7 protein-coding genes and 1 pseudogene are annotated in these 13,506 nt (G+C 41.4%); 2 read left to right on the top strand and 6 right to left on the bottom strand.

The genetic code is table 11. The features are described 5' to 3' along the window. The 4 genes from H5187_RS21535 to fabB form a co-directional block, all read right to left on the bottom strand. The coding region (locus H5187_RS21535) for a FimV/HubP family polar landmark protein (RefSeq protein WP_310737477.1) at positions 1-2,166 on the bottom strand (2,166 nt) is incomplete at its 3' end. 319 nt (positions 2,167-2,485) lie between these two features. After that, the gene (locus H5187_RS21530; RefSeq protein WP_145241502.1) at positions 2,486-3,502 is read right to left on the bottom strand and encodes an aspartate-semialdehyde dehydrogenase; all 1,017 of its coding nucleotides are present in this window, start codon (positions 3,500-3,502) and stop codon (positions 2,486-2,488) included. A gap of 51 nt (positions 3,503-3,553) precedes the next feature. Beyond that, on the bottom strand, positions 3,554-4,672 hold the full coding sequence (locus H5187_RS21525; protein ID WP_182794097.1) for a 4-phosphoerythronate dehydrogenase: 1,119 nt from the start codon (positions 4,670-4,672) through the stop codon (positions 3,554-3,556). Positions 4,673-4,781: 109 nt separating this feature from the next. Further along, complete coding sequence (gene fabB, locus H5187_RS21520; RefSeq protein WP_145241506.1) at positions 4,782-5,993, bottom strand: beta-ketoacyl-ACP synthase I; 1,212 nt, start codon at positions 5,991-5,993, stop codon at positions 4,782-4,784. Positions 5,994-6,170: 177 nt separating this feature from the next. On the opposite strand from fabB, the gene mnmC reads away from it, so the two are divergent. Both mnmC and H5187_RS21510 read left to right on the top strand, forming a co-directional pair. Further along, entirely contained in the window at positions 6,171-8,195 is a 2,025-nt protein-coding gene (mnmC, locus tag H5187_RS21515) for a bifunctional tRNA (5-methylaminomethyl-2-thiouridine)(34)-methyltransferase MnmD/FAD-dependent 5-carboxymethylaminomethyl-2-thiouridine(34) oxidoreductase MnmC (protein ID WP_182785311.1), read from the top strand. Positions 8,196-8,224: 29 nt separating this feature from the next. Further along, on the top strand, positions 8,225-8,554 hold the full coding sequence (locus H5187_RS21510) for a hypothetical protein (RefSeq protein WP_145241510.1): 330 nt from the start codon (positions 8,225-8,227) through the stop codon (positions 8,552-8,554). Between the two features lie 317 nt (positions 8,555-8,871). Here H5187_RS21510 and H5187_RS21505 read toward each other — a convergent pair whose 3' ends face one another. Both H5187_RS21505 and H5187_RS21500 read right to left on the bottom strand, forming a co-directional pair. Continuing rightward, a complete protein-coding gene (locus H5187_RS21505) occupies positions 8,872-13,389 on the bottom strand; it encodes an Ig-like domain-containing protein (protein WP_182798335.1) in 4,518 nt (1,505 codons plus the stop codon). Continuing rightward, a pseudogene (locus H5187_RS21500) lies at positions 13,382-13,506 on the bottom strand (4-(cytidine 5'-diphospho)-2-C-methyl-D-erythritol kinase); the annotation flags it as partial. The pseudogene H5187_RS21500 and the gene H5187_RS21505, both read right to left, overlap by 8 nt.

Raw genomic sequence — 13,506 nt, 5'->3', positions numbered from 1 at the left:
ATCGTCTAAATCAAATTCGTCTTCTTCAGCCAGCTCTGGCTCTGCTATTGCTTTATCGCCAGTCTCATCAATTAAACTATCGATGTCGTCTAAATCAAATTCATCTTCTTCAGCCAGCTCCGGCTCTGCTGTTGCTTTATCGCCAGCTTCATCAAGCAGACTGTCAATATCGTCTAAATCAAATTCGTCTTCTTCAGCCAGCTCTGGCTCTGCTATTGCTTTATCGCCAGTCTCATCAATTAAACTATCGATGTCGTCTAAATCAAATTCATCTTCTTCAGCCAGCTCCGGCTTTGCTGTTGCTTTATCGCCAGCTTCATCAAGCAGACTGTCAATATCGTCTAAATCAAATTCGTCTTCTTCAGCCAGCTCCGGCTCTGCTGTTGCTTTATCGCCAGCTTCATCAATTAAACTATCAATATCGTCTAAATCAAATTCGTCTTCTTCTGCCAGCTCAAGCTCTACAGTCGCTTTATCGCCAGCTTCATCAATTAAACTATCAATATCGTCTAAATCAAATTCGCCTTCTTCAGCAAGCTCTGGCTCTGCAGTTGCTTTATCGCCAGCTTCATCAATTAAACTATCAATATCGTCTAAATCAAATTCATCTTCTTCTGCCAGCTCTGGCTCTGCTGTTGCTTTATCACCAGCTTCATCAATTAAACTGTCAATATCGTCTAAATCAAATTCGTCATTATCGCCGTCATTCTTATCTGTCGGTTGATTACTACTTTGTTCATCAATCAATGCATCAATGTCAAAATCATCACCTTCATCTGCTAACTCTTCACTGAGTGCTGCTAAGTCATCATCTGAATCAAGCGAGTCATCTAATTCAGCAGTCGGTTCATCGCTGTCATTAGCAAATAAATCATCTAGATCTGCTGCACTTAAAATATCGCCATCATTGTTGTCAGCTTTAATATCTAAATCAATGTCGTCACCTAAGCTATCATCATCTGCTTGATCAAAATCTTGCTGCATGAAGATATCAAGTTCATCATCTTCTTTAGCTTCGTCACTTTCATCAGAAAATACAATGTCGTCGCTCAGTAAGCCATCTAATTCGTCTTGATTTAATAAACTGTCACCATCCTCAAACGCATCATCAATATTGTCATCAAAAATAATATCGTCGTCATCTGGTAAAATATCGTTCTCAAGATCATCAAGCTGAATACTTACATCATCGTCTTCTTGAACTGGATCTGGAATAATTGGATCAAGTGATGGTCCTAAGTCAACATCATCCTCTGTTGTATAACTAGGGCTTTGTGGTAAAAATTCGTCATCATCTGTGCTTTCATCTTCTTTATTACGTTTACGTAAAAACATCACGATTGCAAAGATGATCAATAACGCTGGAATTGTCATTAATAAAATAAGAACTAGCGGATTGGCTAACAGCCCAGCAAAGTCAAACTCACTAGTCTCTTCGAGCTTTTTTGCTTGTTGTTGCTCTATAATTTCGTTCTGTTTTGCAATCAATTCAGAAAGTTGGCGTTGAATTTCACTGTCTTTACCAAGTTGCTCACGAATAATTTCAAGTTCTTTAGACACGCCAGTTAACTGTTGCTTTAATTTGCTGTTTTCAACTAAGATTTCTTCGACATTATCAACAGACGACTTAAACTGTTTTTGTAATTCAACAAGTTGACTGCCCTGTTGGGTTTTAATGCTGTTGATTTCTTGTTTTAATTCTTGCTTAGCTTCATCAACATCCACTTTGCGTGCTTGAGTTACTTTGGTTTGTGAAGCAGTAATTTCGCTGTTCGTAAGCGTGCCATTTTTCTTTTTTTCCCATAGCTCATCATCTTGCTCTGAGCGCTGTTTGGCAAGCTCTGGGCTTACTGCGCGGATATCGGCTAAGGTAGGAATTTTTAAATACGCACCATCGCGCATATGATTGAGATTTTGATCTAAAAATGATTGCGGATTTTTTTCATATAAAGCCTGCATAACCTGATAAATACTGACGGAGTTATCTGGTCGCACTTTTGCAGCAATTCGCCATAGCGTATCGGTTGGCTTTATTGGCCCAATAGAACGCCCTTGAACGCCATAATCAACGCCTTTAGGGCCTTTAAGTTGGCTGCCGTCTTGGGAGTATATCGGTGTTACCACCAATGCAGACGCTAATAAGAGGAGTGTAGCTAAACCGCGCATGCTGATCCTTTAATGTTTAAATGTTAACGCAGCGCCATTAAATTAGACGCTTAAACATTGATTATTTCTTGCAGAAATAACGTACATAAATAAATAGTTAATTAAGTCTTTCCTGCAAGCTCTATTCCAGTTGCAAACTATAAACCAGTTGCGGCTTAATATCCATCGCAACACTTTGATACGTAATAGCTTAAACTTTATTAGCCGGAAGAGTTTTTTATCGTTAAGATTAAGTTTATACGCTTTTAGCAGCTATGCGGCAATTATTTGGCAGTTAAAAAATAAAAAAGCGACAAACTGCCGCTTTTCTTGCTTTTAATTAAAGATAGTTCGCTATCAACTCTTCAGCTATTTGCACGCTGTTCGTTGCGGCCCCTTTACGGGTATTATCACTTACAACCCACATATTTAAACCATGCGGATGTGAGATATCTTGACGTAAGCGCCCTACATACACAATGTCATTACCACTTGCATCCGTAACCGGGGTTGGGTAATCCCCTTCGTCTTCTATAAGTTCAAGCCCTGGCGCGTCATTAAGTAACTGTTTTACATGTTCAAAGTCGTAAGGCATACGTGTTTCAATGTTAATCGCTTCTGAGTGACCAAAAAATACCGGAACTCGTACACACGTCGGATTAACAGCAATTGTGGTATCACCCAGAATTTTATGGGTTTCGTTAACCATCTTCATTTCTTCACGGGTGTAACCGTTATCTTCAAAAACATCAATTTGTGGGATAACATTAAACGCCATCTGCTTTGGAAATATTTCGCTATCTACAGGGCGTGCATTCATTAAATTAGCAGTTTGTTTTGCAAGTTCATCAACCGCTTTTTTGCCTGCACCCGATACTGCTTGATAAGTAGATACATTAATACGATCGATGCCGTATGCATCATAAATAGGTTTTAATGCCACCATCATTTGAATAGTTGAGCAATTAGGATTAGCAATGATATTGCGATTTCTAAAATCAGCAAGGCTTGCTGCATTTACTTCTGGCACAACCAGTGGTATTTCAAAATCATTTCTAAAGTGCGAAGTGTTATCAATTACTACACATCCTGCATCAGCGGCAATAGGTGCGTATTTTTCTGACACACTGCCACCAGCAGAAAATAAACCAATATGCGCTTGGCTAAAGTCAAACCCTTCAACGTCCTGCACTTCAATAGTTTCACCACGAAACTTAATATCTTCACCAGCGCTGCGACTACTTGCCAATAAAAATAATTGATCAACAGGAAACTTACGATCTTCTAACGTTTCAATAATTTGGCGACCAACAAGACCTGTAGCGCCAAGTACGGCAACATTATATTTTTGTGACATGTGTATTCCTCGTTTAACAGCCGCCATTGTGGCCGCTGTTTAAATTTTAAGTTATTCGACTACGAAACCAAGCCCTTGCAGCAAAGGCGAATATGCGCCTGCACCTAGCACTTTGACTGTGCTAAATTCACGTCGAATGGGGTAGTTTTTACGTAAGCTATCAAACCCTTCACTTGCTAAGTTGCATCGCAAAATACCATCATCACGACGCACATCGTAAACCAGATGGATCAACTGACCTAAATCAGCTTCGCTAAAGGTTTCTTGTAATGTAACTTGGGTAAACGCGGGCACTGGTAAAAAATCAGCTAATGCTTTGCCTGTTTGCAAACCTTTAAGCTCGCACAACTTTTCATAGAGCATTTGCGTGCCACGTGCTTTACCCTCTAAGGTATGGCCTGCGATATGGACACTGGCATAACGCACAAACTCAAGCAATTCAGTTAATATAGAAGGTTCGTTTTCCCATACATCTAATACCACATCGAGCTTGGCACCACCGCGCATAATTTCCAGTAGAGCATGATTATCGACCACATCGCCGCGACTGGCATTAATCAAAATAGTGCCAGGTTTAAGCGCTGCTAAACGCGCTTTGTTCATTAAATGCAAGGTACTATGTTTACCGGTCGTTACTAACGGCACATGGAAAGTGACGATATCCGCTTTACTCAACAACTCATCAATATCTGTATGCTCGGCTAATTGTCCCGCTTCATGCTTAGGTGGATCGCATACTAATACAGTGACATTAAGCGCGGCTAATTTATCTCGCAAACAGCTACCAATACTGCCCACTCCGACAATCCCAATGGTTTTGTGTTCCAAGGTGCAGGCATTTTCTTGGCACAGTGCAAACAAGCTACTGATCACATATTCAGCCACAGCAACGGCATTACAACCAGGTGCGCTCGTAAATGCAATATCACGTTGTTTGAGTAAATCAGTATCAATATGATCAACGCCGATTGTCGCCGTACCTACGTAGTGTAATTTATTAGCATGTATTAACAGTGCTTCATTTACTGAGGTTACCGAGCGAGTTAATAATACATCAACATCAATTAGCTGTTCGCTTTGTAATGTACGACCATCAAAACGCGTTACTTCACCAAAATCAGCAAAATATTGCTCAACAAGTGGCATGTTTTGGTCTGCAAGAATTTTCATTAACAAGTCCAGTAAGCACTAAGAGCCGCTATTGTAACGAACATAGCCGACTTTGAAAACGAAAAAGCCGAGCAAGTTGCTCGGCTTTAATTGTAATGTGGCTTTTTAATTAGCCTTTATATTTACTCATCACTAACGTGGCGTTAGTACCACCAAAACCAAAACTGTTAGACATAACAGTATTTAGTTCAACGTCTTTACGCTCAGTGATAATGTTTAAGCCTGCAGCTTGTTCATCTAGCTCATCAATATTGATTGAAGGCGCAACAAAGCTATGCTCTAACATCAATAGTGAGAAAATAGCTTCATGCACACCAGCGGCGCCCAGTGCATGGCCTGTCATTGCTTTAGTCGCGCTGATCATCGGTGAATTACCACCAAATACTTCTTGAATTGCTCCTAACTCTTTTACATCACCTACTGGTGTAGATGTACCGTGAGTGTTTAGATAATCAATGCTGTCAACGCCTTGCATTGCTTGACGCATACAACGTGCAGCACCTTCACCTGATGGTGCAACCATGTCATAGCCATCAGATGTTGCGCCATAGCCAACAACTTCAGCATAAATGTGTGCACCACGTGCAAGCGCATGTTCAAGTTCTTCAACAACAACAATACCGCCACCACCAGAGATAACAAATCCATCGCGGTTAGCATCATAAGTACGAGAGGCTTTTTCAGGCGTTTCGTTATATTTAGTAGAAAGTGCGCCCATTGCGTCAAATTCCATTGCCAATGTCCAGTGAAGCTCTTCACCGCCACCGGCAAAAACAACGTCTTGTTTGCCTAATTGGATTTGCTCAACTGCGTTACCAATACAGTGTGCAGAGGTTGCACATGCTGAACTGATTGAGTAGTTAACACCTTTAATTTTAAATGGTGTTGCTAAGCATGCCGATGTTGTACTGGCCATGGTGCGCGGAACCATATAAGGACCTACACGTTTTACGCCTTTTTCACGTAAAATGTCAGCCGCTTCAACCTGCCATTTAGATGAACCACCACCGGAACCCACAATGATACCCGTGCGCTCATTTGATACTTGATCATCAGATAAACCAGAATCTGCAATTGCTTGTGCCATTGAGATATACGAATACGCAGCGGCATCGCCCATAAAGCGCATTGCTTTACGATCAACAAACTCTTTAACGTCAATATCAATTTTGCCAGATACGTTACTACGTAACTTATATTCAGCAAATTCTGGGTTAAAAGCGATTCCGCTCTTACCTGTTTTTAACGATTCTAATACTTCTTCTTTGTTGTTACCGATGCTTGATACAACACCGATGCCCGTAATAACGGCTCTTCTCATGGGTAATTACCTTAGCTTGATACTAAATTGTGTTCTATTTTACGCTGAAACTTACAACGAAGTGGTCAGCTTTCTAGCGTACACTTGTACTCTGAACCTCTAGCTTATAAATAACGCCAGACTATTTCAAAGAAAACACGTAAAATAATGAAAAAAAGTACTCATTAATTGCATGCCATGATTAAAAACGCTGAAATTCACTTTAATAACTTAGGTACACCCGTTGCAGACAACTTTAACGATGTCTACTTTTCGAACGATGATGGCCAAGCTGAGTCTGATTATGTGTTCTACCAGCAAAATAATATGCCTCATCGATTACAAAATCATGACCGTGCACATTTCGTTATCGCTGAAACTGGTTTTGGTACTGGGCTTAATTTTTTAAATACATGGCAACAATTTAAAAATCATCTAACCAGTAGGCAACATCAAAGCCAAGAAGTTCACAACTCAGCACAACAGAATGTGCAGCGCTTACATTTTATTTCTTTTGAAAAGTATCCGATTAAAACAGACGATCTGCAAAAGGCATTGCAAGTATGGCCTAGTTTAGCACCATTGAGTAAACAGTTACTTGCTAAGTACCCGATTAATTTGGCTGGTTGCCATCGTCTTGAATTTGATAATGGTCGAATTATACTCGATTTATATTTTGGCGATGTGCAAGAATCACTCGCAGCTATAAGCTACCCGCAAACAGGTATTATCGATGCGTGGTATCTAGATGGCTTTGCACCGAGTAAAAATCCAGAAATGTGGCAGCCAGCCTTATTTAATTCAATGGTGGATATTTCTCGTAGTAATGCCACGTTTGCAACCTTTACGGTTGCAGGTGTTGTACGTAGAGGTCTTGCTGATGCAGGGTTTGCGGTACAAAAAATCAAAGGTCATGGCAAAAAAAATGAAATGCTGATTGGTTCTTTAGCCCATGCTAACCAAGCACAATCGGCGCCACCTTATCTGGCTCATCAGCAAAGTTCACTTAAAAACGTTGCCGTCATTGGCGGAGGGATAGCCAGCAGCGCTATTTTATATAGCTTGGCGAAACGTGGGGTTAACAGCCAACTTTTTTGCCAAGATCCCCAACTCGCGATGGGCGCATCTCATAATGTACAAGGTGCGATTTATCCGCACTTACAAGCAAAAAACTCCCCGCACAGTGAGCTTTTTGCGCACAGTTTTTTATATGCGAAACGACTTTATCAGCAACTCACTGAGAATGGCTTTCACTATGATCATCAATGGTGCGGCGTATTACAACACGCGATCAAACAACCCTTAGTTGAGCGCCATCAAAATATTGAACATAAACAGCTGTGGCCAGATGAACTCATGCACGGCGTAACGCCTGAGCAAGGTGATGAAATTGCCGGTGTAAGTACAGGCTACTCTGGCGTATATTTCCCGTTAGGTGGATGGGTTAACCCACCACAATTAGTGAGCGCTCTGTTCCAACAAGCCCATAAACTCAAACCAATTAAAAGCCATTTTAATTGTGATATCGAACAGCTTGAGAAAACCCCGCAAGGCTGGCTGTTATTGAGCCAAGGGCAACAGTTTGGCCCATTTAGTGACGTTATTGTATGTGCTGGTGAGCACAGCGACCGTTTTGTACAAACTCAGGCTCTGCCAATTGTTGGCGTGCGTGGTCAAGTATCCCATGTACAAGCAAGTCCTGCATCACGTAAACTAAAAACCGTGCTATGTCATAAAGGCTACTTTACTCCTGCTTATTTAGACCATCACTGTATGGGCGCAACATTCGAGAAGAACTCAAAAAGCCGCGCAGTCAAAGACCAAGACAATCAAACAAATCGCGAGCAACTGCTTCACTTTTATGGACAAACCGACTTTGCCAGTAGTCTAGGTGAGATCACGGCAGCTAAAGCCGCTGTACGTTGTAGTTTTATTGATCACCTCCCTATGGCCGGAGAATGGCCGCAGCAAAGTGATTATATTCACGCGTTTGCCAATTTACGCGCAGGGAAACGCTATCAATATCAATCCTTACAAAAACCACAACAAGGACTACACATACTCACAGGCTTTGGGGCTCGTGGCTTATGCAGTGCGCCCCTGTGTGCAGAACAATTAGTTGCTGCACTTAACAATGAACCACAGCCTTTGAGTGAACGAGTAAGCCAAGCGATTCACCCAGCCCGCTTTATTGTAAGAGATTTAATTCGAAATAAAATTTAACTTAGCAAAAATAGCGTGTAGGAACCGATGTGATAAAAATAATAACACCACTGATGTTAGCAATAAGCCTAACCTCAGTGACTTGCGCTGCAAATTTAGACAGCGTTCCGCTACCAGCTGATTTTAAGTACTCATTACAAATTGCCGATGACTACCCACTGATACAAACTGGCTATGTTGCTCAGTCGATTACAAAAGTGAGTGCTTTTTATCAACAAGCTTTAGGTAAGTCTGAGCTTATTATCGGTGATAATAAACGCCGAACGTTGTTTTATACCATCGACAAGAAAACCGTGCGGATCAGCTTATATGCTCGTGACTACCGAACCGAAATAGCGATTATGATCACGCAACCATAATCGCTTGACGGCGAACTGATCTGAATACGTATGCATAAAACAAATTGTTAAGCTTATAGCAAAAGCACCAAAGCAAAACGAGGCCCGATACCGTGAGACCCGAAGCTAATGGCTTAAAGGTGATCACTATCTTAAATACCCTAATTTATTTCCGATGTTAGAAGGTAATCGCTTGCCCAACAAGCGGATCATCTTGATAAGACAGTTAAGTAGCTCAATGATCTTGAAAAGGCATTGTCGCTAAACTTGGGTTGTTTAAGTATTAAATACAAAAACGGCTAGAAAGCTAGCCGTTTTTATTTACGCTTTAATGACTCCTAAAATTGATATTGGAATCCTAGCGCCCATTCATTCACATCGTTTTCTCTTAGCTTATAATGGCTATAGTTAATTGAAACATCTGTATTTTCAAGCACTGGATAAGCTAATTTCCCGCCCAAATAAGGGCGTGTATTGGTGTCACTATATGTAATTTTTTGCCCCGTAGATGAGCGGCTATCGATTGAATAATGATAATGGAAAGCCCCTACAAAAACCTTACTCTTAACTTGGCCCAACAGCGGAAATACATAAGCTGTTTGTATCGCAGGTCCTTGTGACAATACCGGCACGGTTTGTGATACATTCAATTGCGCGTTACTTGGATCAAGCGTATCTCCAACAAAGGTCATACTACCTTCGCCTAAGTTGATATAGCGTACGCCAAATTGCCAATTAGTCGCTAAGGAATAAATTGCGCCTATTGACCAACTAATATCGGTATCGTCGTATTCAGTATTCGCTAATTCGACTGATTGATTAGTTGTGGTTGAGCCTGCAACGGCCGCATAACCAATAGTGCCATCCATAGACCACTCACCTGCTAGTACAGGCTGACTGACTACCGCAGCCGTAGCGAGTAAAGCCCATGGCGTCAGTTTTGATTGGCGACGTATAAAGACTAAACCAATCATTAACAACACCATGGTGCTGCCTAAACTACCTGATGAGCTATTTTTAACCGTGGTGGTTGTATAAGCTTTTACGGTCACTTTTACTTCTCCTTTAGCTTCAGCACCTTTACTGTCAGTCACTGTGTATTCAATTAAATCAACACCTTCAAAACCTACTTTAGGTTGGTAATTCAATGTGCCATCGTTATTTATAGTGACTGTTCCTTGCGTAGCTTGCGCGCTTATTAAACTAAGTGCATCACCATCCGCATCGCTGTCATTGGAGAGTACATCAATAACTATTTGCGTGCGGTCGTTGGTGCTTGCAGTATCAGCAATAGTTGTTGGGGCACTGTTTACTACCACACTAACAGTCGCTGTACCAAAGGCTGTTCCACCTTTACCATCAGACACACTGTAGTTGATTGTTGCAGTACCAATAAAATCAAGTAATGGTTGATAACTAAGTTGATTATTAACGATTGCTACCTCACCAAAATCAACACTTGCACTGGTGAGCATCAATACATCATTATCTGCATCGCTATCATTACTGAGCACATCAATAACAATACTATTACCTAGTGCAATAGTTACTTGATCTGATTGTGTAACAGGCGCGCTGTTATTACTACTCATAACGCTAACGCCGCCTGGATCAACAATTTGACCATTCGCTACGCCATCAGCATCATTGATACCACCATCAGTTATGCGTAATTGTACACACCAGTCACCTTCTTTAAGCCCTTCTTGCCACAGCTGACTATTTGGTGAAGGGCAATACCCTTGCTCACCTTGAGTAGAATAGACCTTATCGCCGTTGCTGGTATTAAAGTCAATCCACTCATTATTGATAAGCTTTCTATAAATCGCCCCCGCTGGTATTGGCATTCTTTGCGGAAGCACTATGTGGTAGTTTTCACCTTTTTGCTCCATGGCGGTTACTATAAAGCTAAAGTAACCACCAGAGTTATCCATCCCAACATCTGCAGGCAATTCATTTTCAAACAATTGTGCTGCGCCACTGCTATTTTGTATGCTTGAGAATGCTTTTCTTAAACATGCTCCCGCATCCCCCTCGACAAGAAACTGCGCGGACTCATTTACTTGCTCAGGTAATACATTACATTCATTAATATTATCCAAATAATCAGGAATACCATCACGGTCATTATCTTGTAGACCTTCGATATTGTCTGGTATTAAGTCATTATCAGTATCGGCAGTTGTTAACTCAGGTAACTGAGCTACCACTTCAACATAACTGGTCACTGTAGTTGATAAGCTATCCACAGCGTCATCTGTTGCGGTTACTGCTATTTCATAAATACCAATATCGAGTTCAGCTGTAGAGAACACAAATGTATCAGCCGCATTACCTAGATCAACAATCCGTTCATCTGCTGCTTGCCAACTGAATGAAATATTATCTCCAGGGTTATTATCTGTTGCCAACGCTGTAATTGTTACGAGATCGTCACTGGCTAAAACAAATGGCCGAGGCTGATTATTTTGCTCCGTTATCGTAACTAAGCTTGGTGCTATATTACTCTCTGAAATAGTCATAATATTAGAGGCTTGCGCGCCAGTATTAAGGCTATCGTCAAGCGTTATAACTATTGTTTCATCCGCTTCAATCTCACTATCTGCAAAGACTCTAAAGTTGATCTCACCAACGAGGCCTTGTTCAATAACCACTTCACCGCTGATTAAATCATGATCATCTGATGTTGCGGTTCCAGATACGCTGTAAGGTACAGTGACAGGATAACTTGCCGCTGTTCCATTCAAGTAAACCCGAGTGGTATAACTTTGATCCTCAGCAACAACTTTATTTTTACCTAGTGATATTTGCGGGTGAACCATTACTTGCTGGCTAGCCATTGTGGTTTTACCACTACTGTCTGTCGCTTGCCAATACACTTGATGTACACCTGGCGTAAACAACATACTTTGATTTAAAGTTGCGACTGGTAATCTGTTTTGCTCGCTATCAAACGCAAGAGCTGTACCCAGCTTAACTCGAGTAAACAATCCTGTTGCATCAATATCCACATCAGCTGGAGGTGTAATGGTTGGTGCACCTAGTTGGCCATCAGTAAAGTTAATAAAAGCAAACCCTGTGCTTTGTGCTTGCGCGGGGTCGGCAATAATATACTCAACTTTAATAGTGCCTTGGTTACTTGCGCTAAATTGATAGACAAGCTGCTGGTCAACAATACTCACTGTACCCACTGACGCCCTAGCACCAATAATTGTTATTACATCACCATCAACATCAGTATCATTCGCCAATACATCAAGTATATAACGGCCGCTTTCTGTTCGCGCTAAGTCAAAGGTATCTTCCACAGCAACCGGTTGATCGTTTACTGACTCAACAGTAATTAACGCCGTAGCTATAGCTGAACTTGTTTTACCATCAGTCACTAAATAGCTAAAGGTGTCGCTACCATGATAATCAGCCTGTGGCTGATAACTAAATACCGTTCCTTGCACCGTTAAGCTACCAAACTGTGGTTGAGTGACCACTTCTATAACTAAATTGTCGTTATCACTGTCACTAACCTGAGCACTGACACTGAGGTTATTATCTTCTTTAACGCGCATTACCATATCATTAGCAACAGGCGGCGCATTCACATACGTTACATCAATACTAAATGGGTTAAGCGTACTGCTTAACTGCCCATCGGTTACGCTGATCAAAATATTACTATATAGACCAACGTCATCTCGTGTCGGTATACCACTTAATGTACCACTTGTGCTATCAAACGTTGCCCAACTCGGCTTGTTCGCAATCGTCAATGATAAACTGGTATTATCAATATCCGACACAATTGGCGTAAATGAGTAACCTGTATCTTGCGCGATTGATGTTGCAGGTGAACCGCTGATTGTTGGTGCATCGTTAACATTCACTACTGTCAGTGTAAATGGGGTTAAACTTTGACTTGCAATCCCATCAGTTACACGCACCGTGATGCCTGCATAACTTCCTACATCAGCATTGCTTGGTCTGCCTGATAGCTCCCCTGTGGTGGTATCAAAGTTCAACCAACTTGGTTTATTTTCAATACTGAAGCTGAGGTTATCGCCATCATTATCTGTCGCTAGTGGTACAAAGCTATATAAGTCATTTTCATTAACCGCTAAGCTTGGTACTCCAGTAATCACTGGCAAATCGTTAATACTATTAATCGTTACTGATACTGTGCTCGGTGCTGAATCAAGTAATCCATCATTCGCTATATAACTAAACTGATCGTCACCAAAGTAATTTGCACTGCCTTGATAAGTAACTTGCTCACCTGAGATAGTCGCAGTGCCATGAGTTGGTTGACTAACGATTGTATAGATTAATGTATCACCATCAACATCACTACCGAGTAAGTTCATAACGACTGGCATGTCTTCATCAGTAACGCCGGTTTGTAGACCAACAACTGGCGCGTCATTCACTGCGGTGATAACTAACGATACCGGCGTTATTGTTGAATCTAATAGTCCATCATTAACAACAAAGCTAAAGCCATCACTGCCGTTATAATTGGCGTTTGGCGTATATAACCAACTATCATTACTTTGCTGCACAAGCGAGCCATGTAATGCGCCTTCATCAAGACGATAGCTTAGATCATCGTTCTCAATATCTGAGCCAACTAAGGTGATCAAGACGCTATTATCTTCAGCAAGTATTAAACTTTGCGGAATACCTAAAGGTGCATCATTGACTGGGTTCACGGTCATGGTGACAGTAGCAAGGTTAGATATCGCGCCATTGCTGTCTTTAACTGTGTAAGTAAAGCTGTCGTCACCATAGTAATCTGCATTGGCGGTGTAAATGATTGCCCCCGTTGCTGTTACTTGAGTTTGCCCATTGCTTGGCCACGCCAAGCGCTGCTAATTCAGACAGTGATAACTGGCATTGCCATAATTTATTAAGCGCTAAAAGTGTGCTGGCCGCATCTGAAGAACCACCACCAACGCCGCCTCCCATTGGTAATATTTTAG

The sequence above is a fragment of the Pseudoalteromonas sp. SG44-1 genome (genome assembly GCF_014164315.1).
GTDB lineage: Bacteria > Pseudomonadota > Gammaproteobacteria > Enterobacterales > Alteromonadaceae > Pseudoalteromonas > Pseudoalteromonas rhizosphaerae.
Note: the sequence above shows the minus strand (reverse complement) of the source record. Positions and strands in the feature narration are given on the sequence as shown.

Bases quoted from the DNA above. Each gene is read 5' to 3' on its own strand.
- H5187_RS21530 (WP_145241502.1), bottom strand. From the start codon at position 3,502: ATGTCACAAAAATATAATGTTGCCGTACTTGGCGCTACAGGTCTTGTT.
- mnmC (WP_182785311.1), top strand. From the start codon at position 6,171: ATGATTAAAAACGCTGAAATTCACTTTAATAACTTAGGTACACCCGTT.
- H5187_RS21525 (WP_182794097.1), bottom strand. From the start codon at position 4,672: ATGAAAATTCTTGCAGACCAAAACATGCCACTTGTTGAGCAATATTTT.
- fabB (WP_145241506.1), bottom strand. From the start codon at position 5,993: ATGAGAAGAGCCGTTATTACGGGCATCGGTGTTGTATCAAGCATCGGT.